We start from the raw sequence: 15,453 nt of genomic DNA, 5'->3' as shown, positions 1-15,453 counted from the left end.
GCATCGGCTTTGCAACAATGGCCGACAGCACAGCGCCCTGGGGGCGTGTGCTGCCGGACAAAAATGGCGCTTGTAGGATGGTCTAGTTGGCGGCGACGCTGACGGGGGCGGCGCTGACGAAGCGGGTTGAGGACAGGCCCTCGGGGAAATCGCCGGCGCGCATCACCGTGACATAGCGGCCCATTTCGGTGGTGGGGCTGAAGTCGGCCTCGTCATGGTCCCAGATATCGGCGAAATGGCCTGAGCTCAGAGCAATGGGGGTGAGGAAGACATCCACCACATGCTCCAGATCGGGCGCAACAAGATCGGGCTTGCGCATCGCGACTTCGGTGGCCGGGCGCTTGGCGAGATGTTCGGCCAGGGCGGCGGCAATGGGGGCATTCTGCTCGGCCGCACCAAAGGTGCCGCGGAACAGGTCGGTCATGGCGCCGTTGTCGCCCTTGCCATCGCCGAGCGAGGCCGTCTGCACAGGGGGCTCGGCGGGCAGCGGCGGCAGGCGATTGGTCGGCAGGGCGGCGGTGACCGCCGGCCGGGTCTCGGTGCCGATGATCATCCGCAGCGCGCGCTCGGCATCGGCATCCTGCTGCATGGGGGGCAGATAGGCGGCCAGCACATCGGGCTGGGGCGCATCGGTCATGATCAGACGCGGCTGCGGCACGGGGGCGCTGAAGGCCGCCAGGGCGGTGACGGCATCGCCCGAGGGCGGCGTCGCGGCGGTTGCGACCAGAAGGGCCTGCGACTTGGTGGCGGGAACCGGGGCGGCCAGACCACTGGCCAGTTCCTCGGGCGCCAGGGGGGCGCTACCGACGGTGGAGAAGGGCATGGCCGGGACGGGGGCAATATTGGCTTCGGCCACGGCGACGGGCGCGGCTACGCCGCCCAGCTGGGCAGGGCGCATGGCGGGAATGGGGGCGACGCTGGTTGGAGCATCGGCGGGGGCGACCGCGGCAAGCTGGACGGGCGGCGGGGCTGGCGTGGGGGCGGGTGCCCGCGGGGCAATCTGACCAGGTGCGGCAACGCCCTTTGCCGTATCATTGCCGCCGCCGAAGAGCATGTCGACCAGGCTGCGACCGCTGCTGCCGTTGTCGGCAACCTGGGTGCCCGAGGAACTGCCGTTGCAGGGATAGGCGTGGCACTTCTGCCATTCGGCCAGAGCGACCTGATAGCCCTGCTGGGACAGCGGCTTGCCATCGGTGGGCAGGTGCATGGTGCGCCCGTCAGGGAAGATTTCCTTGAGCTGGGCACGGGTCATGCGCGGCCAGGCGCGCACCGAGCCGGTGTCCAGATGCACAAAGGGGCTGCCGGAGGTGGGATAGAACCCCACGCCGCCAACCTGCTTTTTCATGGCGGTGGCGCGCAAGCGGGCCAGGGGAACGCCAGGAATGAAGAAATCCATGGCGTGGCCCTTGATATGCTGGCTGTTCTCGGCGACGCCGGAGGACTTTTCACGCAGCATGGAATTGGTGGCCGGCGAGCGATAGGCCGAGACCACATTGATCGGCTGGCTGCCGCCAACTTCCTGATAGACTTCCCAGACCAGATCGAACAGGCGGGGATCCATCTTGGTGGGTTCGTTGTGGCGCCAGTCGCGCAGGAACTGGTTGAGCTGGTTAAGGCCGGCCTGGACATATTGCCCATTGCGCTTGAAGACGATGCGCGCCGTTTCCTTGGTGTGGGTATAGTAGAGGTAGAGGGCGCGCTCGGAGGCGGCAGCGGCCGGGACAGTGCTCTGCGGCAGGATGACGGACAGACTGATCACCGCGGCCAGCAACAGCCGGCCGATCCGATATCGTTGGAAAAACGAGGTCCCCGTCACGCTGTACTCTGCCCGGTTATTGCCTGCAATCAGGTGATCTTAGCGCAGAAGTCGATCGAATTTATTAACGCTAACAAGCCGTCAAACACGCACGCCATGCTGTTCACGGACCCGTTATTACGTGACAAAACTGGCACAACCAAGGCGAATTCGTCAACGAGGCGTTAAGACGCGGGCGGAACAAGACGGTCAGACGTGCTCGGAACGAAAGGTTCCGACGTTGTCAGAACAAGACGTTCCGACGTGGTCAGAACGAGGCGTTCTGACGTGGTCGAAGCGTCTCGCTTCAACGTGGTCGAAGCGAGACGCTTCGACGTGCTCAGGGCGAAATGGCGCCATCGCCGGCTTCGGCGACGATTTCAGGCAGAGGCGCCGCGGGCGCCAGGCCCATGGCGGCGATCAGCTTGGCATTGTGGCCATAGATGTCGTTGAACGAGCGCAGGCTGCCATCGGCTTCCACGCGAATGGTGAAATAGGCGATATGCACCGGGATCTGCGTCTGCGGGTTCACCCAGCGCTCGGCGCTGCCGAACATGGCCTCGAGCGAGGCGCGGCTGATATTGGGCTCGTTGGCCATCAGGGCGCCGGCAAATTCCATGGGGTTCTGCACCCGCACGCAGCCATGGCTATAGGCACGGAAGTCGCGGGCGAACAGCGACTTGGACGGGGTGTCGTGCAGATAGACGTCATGCTTGTTGGGGAACAGGAACTTGATCTGGCCCAGGGCATTGCCGCTGCCGGGACGCTGGCGCACGCGGAAGGGGAAATTGGTGGTGCTGACCTGGCTCCAGTCGACGGCCCAGGGACTGACCGGATTGCCATTGTAGAGCAGGTCGTAATTGTGGCTGTCGATATAGCCGGGATTGTTCATCACCGCTGGAGCGATCTCGCCGCGGATGATGGAACTGGGCACGTTCCAGTAGGGATTGACCACGATGTGGCGGATATTGTCCGAGAAGATCGGGGTCTGGTTCTTGGTGGTGCCGACCACCACGCGGGTGGTGTATTCCTCTTGGCCGTCACGGCTGATGGCGAGGCGGAACTCGGGGACGTTGACGAAGACGTTGAAGGCGCCGAGATCGCGCGGCATCCAGCGCCAGCGTTCCATATTGGCCAGGATGTCGGCGCGGGTGAGCGGCGCGCCGCCGTTGACTGCCGCCAGGGTGGCCGGGCCCATGACGCCATCGACATCGAGGTCATGGGCGGCCTGGAAGGTCTTTACCGCCTCCACCAGGGTGTCATCATAGACATTGTCGGTGCCCAGGGGCAGCTCGAAGCGCTGGCGCAACGTGGGAATGCGCTCGTCGGTCATGCCCGGGCGCAGGGTGCGGCCGGCGGGAATGGCGATGGGGCGATCGGTCTGGGTCTCGTCAAAGGTGGCCAGGGCCGCCTTGAGGGCCAGGAATTCGGGATGGGTCGGCTCGAGCGCATTGAGCACGGCGACCGGGTCGGCGCTGGTCGCGAGCTGGACCAGCAGGCCGGCCTCATCAAGCTTTTTGGGCGCGATATCGAGGTTGGCGCTCACCGACGAGGGCACGATGCGGCCGGTATAGATATGGGTGGCGTAGCGCATGGCAGCGCGCGAGAAGGCGGTTTCCAGCTCGGCCATGCGGGTGGGATCGGCCTTGACGCCGGTGACATCGAGATCGGCCGTCAGATAATCCTCGGGGCGCAGGCCCTCGCTCGCCGCCTGGGCGAAAAGCTTGAGGATCTTCTGGGCCGGGGCGGAGAATTCGACGCCGCCGCTGGCCGTCTGGCTGACCCAGATGGGTTCGAAATGGCGGGAGCCGTAGAAGAAGTAGAGCTTCTGGGCCTCCGAATAGGCGCTGGTCTCCTTGCCGGCGCCATAATAGGCGGCCGACAGGCGTGCCTTGATGGTTTCGCCAATGGCCGAACCAGGGGGCGCGATGATGACCGGGCTGACCGCGAGGCTGGCCACATCCTGCGCCAGAGCAGGCGCGGCGCTCACGCCGCATGACAGGGCCGCAATCAGGCAAACCAGGATCTTGTGCATTGGGGCTCCAGCAGCGCAGCGTCGCATCAGGCACGACCGCTCCGCCCGCCACCGGGCCAGCGCGCCGCACCATCGTCCAGCATTAACGCGCATTGGTTAACAGGAGCAATCGCTCGCTATTTTGTGAGCGGCACCTGTGGTGCGAATACAACGACGGCTGGGCTCGGTCCGACGGTTTGCGGGCAGGGCTCACACCGGCTGGGTGGTGCCGATGAGCCTGGCGCGGATGCGGCGGGAGAGATTGTCGATCACCGCGACCGTTACCAAGATCATCAGAATGATGAAAGCGGCCTCCTGCCAATTGTTAATGCGCATGCGATCGGACAGCTGCAGCCCGATGCCGCCAGCGCCGACAATGCCCAGGATCGTGGCGGAGCGGACGTTGGACTCAAAGAAGTAGAGCACGTGGCTCATCATCACCGGAAACACCTGCGGGAACACGCCCAGCCGCATGACCTGGGTCCTGCTGCCGCCAGCGGCGCGAACGCCGTCCACCTGCCGGTTCTCAACATTCTCGATCGCCTCGGCAAAGAGTTTGGCAAAGACCATCAGATCGCCAACCGCAATGGCCAGTACGCCGGCAAAGGGTCCCAGCCCCACGGCTGAAACAAAGATCAGCGCCCAGACCAGCCCGTCAATGCCGCGGAAACCGTCATAGAAGCGCCTGAGCCCGAAATGAAACAGCCAGTTCGGCATGACGTTCTTGGCACCAAGAAAACCGAGCGGCACCGCCAGCACAGCGGCAACGACCGTGCCCAGAAACGCCATGCCAAGGGTCTCCGCCATGGCGCGGACATAGTCCCACAGGCCGTCGCCAGGATGGGGTGGGAGCATCAGCCGGACCAGCAGGCCGAGCTTGTTCAGACCATTGACGATCCGCATCGGATTGGCGTCGACCCACCAAAGTCCGAAGGCCATTGCAGCAGCAAAGCCAATCCAGAGCGCGCCGGTCTTGAGCCGTTCCAGAAGCGGTCGGGCAAACACACCGGGATGGGCCTTGCGCAGCCGTGCCAGTTCGCCATGGGTGATTGTGCTCATGTCAGTGTCCCGCATGCAGGTCCTGCCCGATCAGCCGGTGGCGGATGGTTTCGCAGGTGATGTCGATGATGGAAGTGGTGGCGATCAGCAGCAGCATGATTGCAGAGATATCGGTGTATTCGAACTGGCGGATCGCGACGTAGAGCTCTTGCCCGATGCCGCCGGCGCCCACGATGCCGAGCGCAGACGCGCCGCGCACATTGATCTCGAAGCGCAAGAGCAGATAGCTGGCATAATTGGGCAGCGCCTGCGGCGCCACGCCCAGCCGGATCAGCATGAGCCAATTGCCCCCGGCCGCGCGAATGCCATCGAGCGGACGAGTGTCGACATTTTCGTTCACTTCGGCAAACAGCTTGCCCAGCGACCCGGCGGTGTGCACGGCAATCGCCAGCACGCCAGCAAATGGTCCCAGGCCGAAGGCGAAGACAAAGATCAGCGCGAAAACCAGCTCGGGCACGGTGCGCAGGAATTCGAGCGTGCGCCGCGCGGCAAAATAGATGGCCGTGTGCTGCACCAGATTGCGCGAGGCGGGAAAGCACAGGACCAGCGCGACGACGCCGCCCAGAACCGTGCCCACAAAGCCCATCAGGATTGTCTCGACAAGCAGGCGGAGCCAGAAGCGCAGGCCCCAGTACCAGTCGGCCAGGTCAGCACCCAAAGTCTGCCACCTCAGCTCGGGCAGTGTCCCGGCAATATAGGTCCAGGCCTTGGGCAGGCCGTTCATGAGACCGGCCAAGTTGAAGTTGCTCACCATGATCGAGCCGGCCAGTGCCAGCGCGAAAACAGCCAATTGCAGCAGCGTCCATAGCCGCCTGGTGCGACGCTCACCGGCAAAGCGATGTTCAAACGCGACCAGCCGTTCGGCTCGACCGGCGTCCAGCCCGCCGTCTGTCAGTCCCAGACTGCTCATGTTGGCCAACTCCTTGTTGCGGCAGCGCGGATCGGCACGCGGCTTGAGCCGCGCGCCGACAGATCGATCAGATCAGTTGCCCTTGCGCCGACGCTCTTCGGCATTGAACTCGGTGATGGCGATGACGTCGAGATAATCCTCATGCTTGGCTTCGACATAGCCGCTCGAGGTGCCGTTGCTGTAGGTGGCAAAGCCTTCAGGGTCTTTTTCCGGGAAGGCCATCAAGGCCGTCTTGAAGGCATCCTGCAGCTCCTGCGGCAGGGTGGTCAGCATCATGACCGGGGTGTTGGGGATGACGGGTGACTTCCAGATGATCCGGGTCGAACCGACCGGGATCAGGCCCTTCTTTTCCATGTTCTGGATATTGCCGGCCGTCTCGTTGCGCCAATGGGTGGCCACGGCCTCGAACGTGCCATTGACCAGGGCCATTACGCTCTGTTCGTGGCCGCCCGAAAAGGCAACTTCGCTGAAATAGTCGTCAGCACTGGTATTGAGTTCGGTCGCGAGATAGTAGGACGGAACGGCATAGCCCGAGGTCGAGTTGGGATCGGCAAAGGCGAAGGACTTGCCTTTGATATCGGCCAGGGTCTGGTAGGGGCTGTCGGCGCGGACCGCGATCACCGAATAGTAGCCCAAATTGCCTTCCTTATCGAGCGTTACGGCCACAGGCGCGATGTCTTCGCCCATCACCTTGCGGGCCAGGGCATAGGCCGCCGGGCCAACCGATGCGAACTGCACATGGCCCGAGCGCATGGCTTCGATGACGGCAGCGTAATCCGTGCCGCGCACGATCTTGACCGGCACACCGAGCTCGGCGCTCAGGTAATCGGCATAGGGCTGGTTGCGGGCGACGGCGTCGGTTTCGTTTTCGCCCGAGGAGATTCCGATGGTGAGCTCGGGATATTGTTCGCGCCAATCCTGGGCGACAGCGACGGACACAAGGGCGGCCGAGATCAGTACGGCCGCAAGGCTGCGGCGCACGAAGGTAAACATAGCGATGGCTCCGAAGTTGGGTGTGTGCGGACGACGCTAGAGGGCGTCGGCCAGTTCTGGCGACACGACGGGCTTTGCCGGCGCGTAGATGGCGCCCATGGTCGAGGTCAGGTTCTCGTCCACGGCGCTTTCAGCATCCCCGCCGTAGATCTCCTGGATAACGCGGGACGTGAGTTGGGCAGGAGGCCCGTCGAACACCACCTTGCCCTGCGCCATGCCGACGATGCGATCGCAATAGGCGCGCGCCGCGTCGAGCGTATGCAGGTTGCAGATGACGGTGATCTTGTCCTCCCGGTTGATCTTGCGCAGCGCCTCCATGACGAAGCGCGCATTGCGCGGATCAAGCGAGGCGATGGGCTCATCGGCCAGGATCAGGCTGGGATTCTGGATCAGCGCCCGGGCGATAGCGACGCGCTGCTGCTGTCCGCCCGAGAGGGTATCGGCGCGCTGCAGTGCCTGGGGCAGCAGGTCCAGCCGGTCCAGCGCCAGGGCTGCAGCAGCGCGATCCTGCGCTGAGAAATACTTGAACATGACCGGCAGCGTGGCGGAGGTGCCGATCCGGCCGATCAGAACATTGGTGAGCACGTCCAGCCGGTTCACCAGATTGAACTGCTGGAAGATCATGGCGCAGCGGGCGCGCCATTGGCGCAGTTCGCGCCCGGCCAGGGTGACGATATTGGTGTTGTCGAAGACGATTTCCCCGCGCTCGCTGGTGGCCAGCCGGTTGATCAGACGCAACAGGGTCGATTTGCCGGCGCCCGAGCGACCGATAATGCCCACCATCTGACCGGGCGGAAAGCTGAGAGAAACGTCGTTGACCGCTATGGTCTGGCCGAAGGTCTTGGTGATCTTACGCAGTTCGAGCATGTCGCACCTTTGATAGAGGACATCTGGTTGCTAGGCCTGGATCGAGACTAGTTGGCGTCAGTGACAGGGTTAACTCATTCGAATGACATCACCGTGACGGATGTGTTGGCCGGCGCCAACGCTGCCGTCGGAATAAACGATGGCGCCCTTGGACAGCGTGGCGCGCACGTGACCGACACCGGAATCGTCGGCGATGATGAGATCGGCCCGCAGCCCTTCGGCAATGCTGCCGCGATCTTCCAGCCCCAGGGCCCGCGCAGGATTGCTGGTGGTCAGGCGCGTTGCGCCGGGCAGGCCATCGGGGTCAGTCTTGCCCAGCACCAGCACCGCCGGCAGCATGGCTGAGGGATGGTAGTCGGCCGCGAGCAGGTCGAGCACGCCATGGGCATGGGCATCGCGCGCCGAAAGATTGCCTGAGTAGGAACCGCCGCGCAGCGCGTTGGGGGCGCCCATGGCATTGAGCATCCCACGGGCCTGGGCGGCGCGGGCGGCCTCCAGCGTCACCGGGAATTCGCTGATATTGGCGCCGAGCGCCAGCATCTGCTCGACCTTTTCGACCGTGTCGTCGTCATGGCTGGCGACCGGCACGCCATGCAGGGCGCAATATTGGGTGATGGCGCGCAGCGTGGCGGTGAGGTCGCCGGCCGTCTCGCGGCGGTCGGCAATGCGCTGGTTGAGATTGGCCATGGCTTGCTCAACCGAGATGCCCTTGGACTTGGCCATGTTGGCGGCCTGCAATGGCAGGTCGCGGTACTGGCCCTGGCCGGGGGTGTGGTCACACAGGGAAATCAGGTCCACCGCGCCTTCGGCAATCAGTTCCTTGACCACCGACAGGGCGGCGGGAAAGGTCACTTCGAAGCGGGCATGCACGCGATGGTCAATCAGCAGGCTGGACGCATGGGCGCGCACGGCGCGGATCATCTCGCTGGTGAACTCGTAGCTGCGCATGTGGCCATAGGTCGAGCCGGGGCTGAACGAGACGGCGGCATAGGCAGTGGTGATGCCCGAATTGGCCAGCTTGCGATCGAGGTCGCGCAGGCCCAGTTCCATGGGCATGCGCACGCCGGGGCGCGGCTCGATCTCGCGCTCGATCATGTCGCCATGCATGTCGATCATGCCCGGCATCAGCAGCAGGCCCGCGCCGACGATGTCAGCGCCGTCCACCGGTGTGTGGCGGATCTCGGCGATCACGCCGTCCTGGATGCGCAGGGCGCCATGCTCGATGATGGCGTCATTGAGCACAATGCGGAAATCAGAGAGCCACATGGTCGATCCTCTCGCTGTCGTCGGCGATGACGCGGGTTGCAAGGTCGATCTCGCGATCGATGAGCTGGGCGACATCGCCCGGATGATGGAACACGCCGATGATGGCGACGCCCGACGCCTTGAGATCGGTGAGGCGGCGCACCAGCGCCGCGCGGGCGCCGGCATCCAGCGAAGCCGTGGGTTCGTCCAGCAACAGCAGGCGCTGCGGCAGGATGAGGGCGCGGGCGAGATTGACCTTCTGCTGCTCGCCGCCCGAGAAGGTGCTGGGATAGGCGCGCCAGAGTTCGGGGCGCACGCCGAATTCGCCGAGCCAGTGGCGGGCCTGGTCAAGTGCCTCCTCGGGAGCGTGCCCGGCCAGACGCAGCGGCTCAGCAACAATATCCTGCGCGGCGACACGGGGGCGGGCATTGAGGAACTGGGTGACAAAGCCGATCTCCTGCCGGCGCAGGAGTGCGATATCGACATCGGCGGCGCGGGCGAGATCGATCATGCCGAGCCGGGAGCGATACCAGATATGGCCTTCGACCGGCAGGTAGCTGCGCCACAGGGTGCGCAGCAGCGTGGATTTGCCGGCGCCGTTGCGGCCCTTGAGCAGCAGGAATTCCCCGGCGTGGAGGTCAAAGCTGATGCCCTCGAAGGCATGCAGCATGGCGTCCAGATGATACATGCGGAAGGTCTTGCCCAGACCCTGCACACGCAGCAGCGCTTCGGTGGTTTCCATCATGATCCCTAGAGTTTGGCGTGGACAAGTTGCTGGGTGTAGGGGTGCTGGGGATCCTGGAACACCTGATCGGCCAGCCCCTGTTCCACCACCTCGCCATGGCGCATGACCAGCACGCGGTCGGCCATGGTGCGGATGACGCCCAGGTCATGACTGACCAGGACCATGGTTATGTGCCGGTCGCGCTGCAGGCGCTTGAGCGTATCGAGCACCAGGGCCTGCACGCTGACATCGAGCCCGGTGGTCGGCTCATCGAGCAGCAGCAGAGCCGGTTCGAGGGCAATGGCCTTGGCCAGTTGCACGCGCTGCTGCATGCCGCCCGAGAGTTCGGCGGGGCGCGCATCCATGCGGTCCAGTGGGAACTCGGAGGCATCGAGCGCGTCGCGCGCCTTGCTGCGCAGCACATCGAAGCTGCGCTCGCCCGCGATCAGCAGACGCTCGGCGACATTGCCGCTGGAGCTGTGGCGCATGAGCAGGCCAAGGTGAGGGTTCTGGTAGACGATGCCGATATGGTGCGCGCTCAGCATGCGGCGCTGATAGCGGCCGAGATCAAACAGATTGCCATCGTCGCGATCCGGCAGGCGCAGGCGATAGTCGCCGCGATCGGGCGTATCCTCCAGGTTCATCATCCGCAGCAGCGTCGACTTGCCCGAACCGCTCTCGCCGACCACGCCCATGACCTCGCCGGGATAGACGGTGACATCAACATTGCGCAGGGCGCGCACCGCGCCATAGCTGCGGCTGAGGCCGCGCATGGTCAACAGGGCCTCGGTCTGCATCAGCTGCGGTGGCAACAGCGGCGCCGGTGACACGCTCATATCAATGCTCATGCCGAGAACTCCCCGCCGCGATACCAGGTCTGGCCGATGTCTACCGTCTCGCCCTCGGCGCGGCGGATCGCCTTGATGCCCAGATTGCTGTCGGAGACTTCAAAGCTCGAGCTGCCATCGTCCTGGGGAATCTCGTTCATGAAATAGCCGGCAATGCCCGAGCGCCGGCACACCAAGTCCTGGTGATCCTCGACGCGATAGGGCCGGTCGGAGAAGACCAGCGGCTCCACCTTTGTGTAGGGCGGCACGGCGTGGAGGCGTTTTTCGCGCCCGGCGGACAGGAAGGTGAGGTGTTTGGCCATGTTGAGCTTGGGCACGTCCCAGCGCGGGATCGGCGATGGCGTCATCACATGGCGGCCGTTGACCAGGCTGGGATAGGCCGCGCCCTGCATGATGCGGCCCTTGCGCACGAGCTGCTCATAAAGGGTGAGCCACAGCCGGCCATAATCGGCATCTGCATGCATCTGCCGGGCGATGGACATATTGGGTTCGACGCCCCGCAGGGGCTCGGGATTGGGCACCTGCAGCACCAGGATCTGATCCTCGCGCATGGTCTCTTCGGGGACACGGTGGCGCGACTGGATGATCGAGGCCTCAAGCGTATCCCAGGTCTCGCCGGCGCCCGAGACCCGGCTGATGAAGCGGCGGATCGAGGCGGCATTGACGCCGTCATCGGCGCCCTGGTCGATGACCTTGATGGTCGAGGCCGGATTGACCAGGGTCAGCGTGACCTGCAATCCGCCGGTGCCCCAGCCGCGCGCCATCGGCACTTCGCGGCTGGCATAGGGCATCTGGCAGCCCGGCACGGCGATGGCCTTGAGCATCTTGCGGCGCAGTTCACGCTTGGCCGAGGCGTCGAGAAAGCCATAGCTGGTGGCCGCCCAGGGTTTTGTCAGGGAAGCAAGGCTCATTCTGCGGGCTCCATCTGCTCCGCCTCAACGGGCGTCGCGGCGGCCTTGGCCTTGGCGTCGCGCATAGCGTCGAGCACGGACTGGAAGGTGACATAGTGCGGCAGCTTGAAGTGAATGCAGAAGCCCGAGGCTTCGACACTTTCAGTGTGATAGAGGTAGAATTCCTCATGCACCGGCGAGCCCACCGGCGCTTCGGCCGAGTTGAGGTCGAGCGTGGCGGCGGCAATGACCTTGACCTCGTTCCAGCCAAAGCTGGCGGCAAAGCCCAGTTCGAGATAGCCGCCCTTTTCCTTCGATGTCACCTCGGCCTGGCAGACACGTACCCGGCCGGCGGAGAACGGCGTGCCGCTGGGATGACGGACAACCACTTCGGCTTCAGCGAGGCGCAGTTCGTTGACGGTGGGATGGGCATTGCCATAGCCACGCATGGCGGCATAGCCCAGCGCCAGCACACCACCGGTTTCGGCCCGGGCCAGGCTCTGCAGCCGATGGGCCCGCGAGGCGGGGAAGAGGATGGGTTCGCGGGTCAGGTCGGGAATGTCGTCGGGCGCAACGTGGCTGTCCTGAGCCGGCGCCACCAGACCCTGCTGGCGCTGCCAATCGGCCAGTGAGGGCTGATGGGCAGGCGCGGGTTTGGCGGCGGGCTCGACGGCCGGCGGGGCAAAGGGCTTGCCCTCCAGCACATCGGTGGCCAGCACGCGGTGGGAATAGTCCAAAGTCGGCCCAAGGATCTGGCCGCCCGGGATGTCCTTGAAAGCCGCAGAGATGCGCCGCTGCGTCAGCAGGTCCTCCTGCAGCAGCGGCGCGGCGACAGCCAGGCGCGGCTGGGTGGTGCGCCAGGCGCGCAGCACCAGCACGGCCTCGGACAGCTCGCCGCCGGTCTGGGCCAGCGCCAGGGCCGCCATGTCCTCGTCAAAGAGCGAGGCCTCGCCCATCACCCGATCGATGAGATAGGGCATGGACTGACGGATCGCGGCGACGCGGGCCATGTCGATAGTGCCCAGCTCCTCCCGGAACAGCCGCTCGGCCTGTTCGATGGCCCGTTCGCCACCGCGGGTCGCAACATAGGCCATCAGAGCACCTCGACGTGAGTGGAGCGGGGAATGCCGATCACCGCGCGCGCGTCGACCAGCAGCAGATCAAAACCCTCGGGATAGGCGCAGAGCGCAGCGCGCAGCGACCAGAAAGCTGGCGGAATGGCCAACGTGATGTCGCAGACCCCATCGATGCCAGGCCCGGTGAGCCGCAGGCGTGTACCGGTGCCATGGGCAGCCTGCAGTACAACCGTCGCGCCATCGTCGGGATAGAGCGCAGTGCCGCAGCGGACGGACGCCAGCGCCTCGATGTCGAGGGTCTCGTGGAAGAGGTGATCGGCCATTTCGATGGTGCCGGGCGTTGCGCCGGTATTGGCAATGAACTGGGCGAGCCTGGCGCTGTCGGTGTGGACGACGCATTCGCGGTCGATCAGCGCTTCAACGACGGGAGCCAGACCCGGCTCGCCCATGTCACGTACCTGGCCCGGCCGCGCCATGGCCCACATCAGCGCCTCAAAAGTGGTGTTGCAACGGGCCTCGGCGGCATCGGGCTGGGAGATTGTCAGCATCAGAATGTCTCCATTTCGACGCGGGTGGCCTCGACCCGGCGCATGCGGGCATCGTCCAGCCGGGCAAGATGATCGCGCTCGCTGGCCATGAACTGGGTGATCGGGGCGACGGCCGGGTCGATGGCCATCGCCAGATCTACCACCGCCATGGCCATGGCGCGTTCGAGATCGCGCCCGGTGACCATGCCGTAGCCGATGCGGCCAGTGGCGTCAGCGATATGGGCCTGGCTGACCAGCACCTCGCCCAGGTGGAAGTCGACATTTTCGACCGTGTCGCGCATGGGCACCATGACCAGGCCGGTGCGGTTTTCGATCACGGTGATATTGCCCAAATTCTCCAGCAGCAGTTCGGCCAGGGCCTTCAGACCCTCCGGGCGCGCCCGGGCCAGCAGGTTCAGCGCCTCGGCATGGCCCGGCCGATCCTGCCCATTGCCGCCATTGGCTTCATTAAACATCATCGGTCCTTTCGCTCGGCGTCCCGCGGGCATCGGCATTTTCAAAGGTGAACTGCACGCGATCGCCGGCCCAGGCCGCCTCGGAGAAACCGATCGGGCGGCCGTCCATGTCCACGTCGATCTTCTGGACGATCAGCACCGATTGGCCCGGCCGCATCATCAACAGGCTGGTCTCGTGCTCATTGGCGAGGCGGGTGAACACCGTCGTGCTGTGCCGGCGATAGTCGGCAATGCCGTAGGTCTTGTAGATCTGGGTGATCGACGCATTGGCCTTGCGGCGCTCAGCGATATCGGGGAAGCGCGCGACATCGTGGTAGGACCAACCCAGGCTGATGGGCAGGTCATTGGCAAAGCCGCGCCAGGAGCGGGCCGTGACCAAAGCGCCCGGCGCGATGCCCAGCGCGGCGGCGACGCGCGCGCTGGCCGGAACCTGCGCCTCGGAGAGCGCCTGGCCTGAGCCGGTCAGGCCCTGGGCCATCAGATTCTCGCGGAAGCGGGTGCGCGGGCCCACGACATAGTTGATCAGCGGCGCGCGCTCGACAAAGGTGCCGCGGCCATGCTCGACCCGCAGCTTGCCTTCGGCCACCAGAGCCGCCAGCGCGCGGCGCAGCGAATGGCGGCGCGTGTTGTAGAGCAGGCAGAGGTCGGGCTCCGCTGGCAGGCGGGATTCGGGCGCCAGATGGCCTGCCGCGATCTCCTCGCTAATTCTGTCCCGGGTAGCTTCCCACGATTGTCCACGACTGCGCATGACGGCCCGCATAACTCATTCGGATGAGTTGCACGCTAGCGATGGCAGATGACACCCAAGTGACGGGGCTAGACGAAAATTCTGAGACGGGCAGGCGGCTGCCGAGACGCCCGGGCTGCCATGCCCGCGTTTGCGCGAGGGCGTCGTGCGGGATGTGCTGCGGCGCACCGCGCTGAGATTTCCAGGACCAGGCAGCCCCGGGGGTGGCGCCAACTGTCAGAACGCCATGTTGCTCGTGGGCGAGGGAGGGATGAGGCGCGGCTGTGCCTTGCTCATGGGCAGTCGATGCACCCCGCTCCAGAACAATCTGGGTGCGGGGCGCTCAACAGGAATATGCAGGTCTCAGGCAGCCCAGGCGTCATACCAGGTGCGGAAGCGGCGGAGGGCGGCTTCCGCCACGCCCTTCTGCGACGGGGTCAGCATGTCGGTCTCGTTGAAATGGCGCTCATATTCGGGCTCGCCATTGAGCACGAGGAGATATTTGAAGAACAGCACCAGATCCGGACCGGCATCCCACTTGGACAGGGTCATCAGGGCTTCTTCGAGCTCCTTGGCGCGGCGGCGGGCGACGGGATCCCCGGCTTGGGCCTGCATGCAGAGATCGACCAGGTGGAGCACTTCGCGCGGCAGGCAATTGCCGATGCCAGTGATGGCGCCGGTGGCGCCGCACTGCACAAAGCCATGGTAAACGGCGGTATCGACGCCGACCATCAGGGTCAGGTCAGGATCGCCCGAGGTGATGTGCTCGGCCGCGTAGGACAGATCGTCCTCACCGCCAAATTCCTTGAAGCCCACCAGATTGGGATGCTCGGCGCGCAGGGCGAAGAAGAGATCGGCGCGGGTGGCAAAGCCATAGTAGGGGCTGTTGTAGATCACGGCCGGCAGATTGGGCGCGGCGGCGAGCAGGGCCTTGAAATGGTTCTTCTGGGCAATGACCGATGAACCACGCGAGAGCACGCGCGGGATCAGCATAAGGCCGGCGGCGCCAACCTTCTGGGCATGGGCGGCATGCTCAGCGGCGATGCGCGTGTTGACCGCGCCCGTGCCGACGACCACGGGAAGACCAGCGGCAACAAGCCTTTCAACGCCTTCCATGCGCTGGGCATCGGTCAGCAGAGGCCAGTCGCCCATGGAGCCGCAGTAGACCACGGCCGACATGCCCAGGCCGATCAATTCCCGGCCCTTGCGGACCAGTCCATCGAAATCGGGCGTCCCGTCTGCGCGACAGGGTGTCATGAGGGCGGGAATACACCCGGAGAACGGGCTGGTTTGCATGGGTCG

General features: G+C 65.0%; 15 protein-coding genes. All 15 read right to left on the bottom strand.

From position 1 onward, the window contains the following. Positions 1-82: 82 nt before the first annotated feature. The 15 genes from E8M79_RS17580 to E8M79_RS17510 all read right to left on the bottom strand — a co-directional run bounded on the left by E8M79_RS17580 (position 83) and on the right by E8M79_RS17510 (position 15,447). Positions 83-1,759 carry a DUF882 domain-containing protein gene (locus E8M79_RS17580; protein WP_248305028.1) on the bottom strand — a complete coding sequence of 559 codons (1,677 nt, stop codon included), beginning with the start codon at positions 1,757-1,759 and terminating at the stop codon, positions 83-85. 376 nt (positions 1,760-2,135) lie between these two features. Next, entirely contained in the window at positions 2,136-3,830 is a 1,695-nt protein-coding gene (locus E8M79_RS17575; protein WP_171015914.1) for a L,D-transpeptidase family protein, read from the bottom strand. A 189-nt stretch (positions 3,831-4,019) separates the two neighbouring features. Continuing rightward, positions 4,020-4,868: a phosphonate ABC transporter, permease protein PhnE gene (gene phnE, locus E8M79_RS17570; protein ID WP_137153135.1), complete on the bottom strand. Its 849-nt coding sequence runs from the start codon at positions 4,866-4,868 to the stop codon at positions 4,020-4,022. Position 4,869: 1 nt separating this feature from the next. Then, on the bottom strand, positions 4,870-5,778 hold the full coding sequence (gene phnE, locus E8M79_RS17565) for a phosphonate ABC transporter, permease protein PhnE (protein WP_137153134.1): 909 nt from the start codon (positions 5,776-5,778) through the stop codon (positions 4,870-4,872). Between the two features lie 72 nt (positions 5,779-5,850). Beyond that, positions 5,851-6,771, bottom strand: coding sequence for a phosphonate ABC transporter substrate-binding protein (gene phnD, locus E8M79_RS17560; protein ID WP_137153133.1), 921 nt, complete (start codon positions 6,769-6,771; stop codon positions 5,851-5,853). A gap of 36 nt (positions 6,772-6,807) precedes the next feature. Next, positions 6,808-7,638 (bottom strand): phosphonate ABC transporter ATP-binding protein, encoded by an 831-nt coding sequence (gene phnC, locus E8M79_RS17555; RefSeq protein ID WP_137153132.1) that lies wholly within the window; start codon positions 7,636-7,638, stop codon positions 6,808-6,810. A gap of 69 nt (positions 7,639-7,707) precedes the next feature. Next, positions 7,708-8,904 carry an alpha-D-ribose 1-methylphosphonate 5-triphosphate diphosphatase gene (locus E8M79_RS17550; RefSeq protein ID WP_137153131.1) on the bottom strand — a complete coding sequence of 399 codons (1,197 nt, stop codon included), beginning with the start codon at positions 8,902-8,904 and terminating at the stop codon, positions 7,708-7,710. After that, on the bottom strand, positions 8,891-9,625 hold the full coding sequence (locus E8M79_RS17545) for an ATP-binding cassette domain-containing protein (protein WP_211198917.1): 735 nt from the start codon (positions 9,623-9,625) through the stop codon (positions 8,891-8,893). Before E8M79_RS17545 ends, E8M79_RS17550 begins: the two co-directional genes overlap by 14 nt. A gap of 8 nt (positions 9,626-9,633) precedes the next feature. Further along, the gene (locus tag E8M79_RS17540; RefSeq protein WP_205747927.1) at positions 9,634-10,455 is read right to left on the bottom strand and encodes an ATP-binding cassette domain-containing protein; all 822 of its coding nucleotides are present in this window, start codon (positions 10,453-10,455) and stop codon (positions 9,634-9,636) included. After that, positions 10,452-11,366, bottom strand: coding sequence for an alpha-D-ribose 1-methylphosphonate 5-phosphate C-P-lyase PhnJ (locus E8M79_RS17535; protein ID WP_137153130.1), 915 nt, complete (start codon positions 11,364-11,366; stop codon positions 10,452-10,454). The genes E8M79_RS17540 and E8M79_RS17535 overlap by 4 nt, the downstream gene beginning before the upstream one ends. Next, complete coding sequence (locus E8M79_RS17530) at positions 11,363-12,439, bottom strand: carbon-phosphorus lyase complex subunit PhnI (RefSeq protein WP_137153129.1); 1,077 nt, start codon at positions 12,437-12,439, stop codon at positions 11,363-11,365. Before E8M79_RS17530 ends, E8M79_RS17535 begins: the two co-directional genes overlap by 4 nt. Beyond that, positions 12,439-12,969: a phosphonate C-P lyase system protein PhnH gene (phnH, locus tag E8M79_RS17525; protein ID WP_137153128.1), complete on the bottom strand. Its 531-nt coding sequence runs from the start codon at positions 12,967-12,969 to the stop codon at positions 12,439-12,441. The genes E8M79_RS17530 and phnH overlap by 1 nt, the downstream gene beginning before the upstream one ends. Next, a complete protein-coding gene (locus E8M79_RS17520; RefSeq protein WP_248305027.1) occupies positions 12,969-13,427 on the bottom strand; it encodes a phosphonate C-P lyase system protein PhnG in 459 nt (152 codons plus the stop codon). The genes phnH and E8M79_RS17520 overlap by 1 nt, the downstream gene beginning before the upstream one ends. Continuing rightward, positions 13,417-14,172: a phosphonate metabolism transcriptional regulator PhnF gene (gene phnF / locus E8M79_RS17515; RefSeq protein WP_137153127.1), complete on the bottom strand. Its 756-nt coding sequence runs from the start codon at positions 14,170-14,172 to the stop codon at positions 13,417-13,419. The genes E8M79_RS17520 and phnF overlap by 11 nt, the downstream gene beginning before the upstream one ends. 342 nt (positions 14,173-14,514) lie before the next feature. Next, on the bottom strand, positions 14,515-15,447 hold the full coding sequence (locus tag E8M79_RS17510; RefSeq protein WP_137153126.1) for a dihydrodipicolinate synthase family protein: 933 nt from the start codon (positions 15,445-15,447) through the stop codon (positions 14,515-14,517). Positions 15,448-15,453: the final 6 nt, after the last annotated feature.

It is taken from the genome of Devosia sp. FKR38 (assembly GCF_005222805.1).
Lineage (GTDB): Bacteria > Pseudomonadota > Alphaproteobacteria > Rhizobiales > Devosiaceae > Devosia.
Note: the sequence above shows the minus strand (reverse complement) of the source record. Positions and strands in the feature narration are given on the sequence as shown.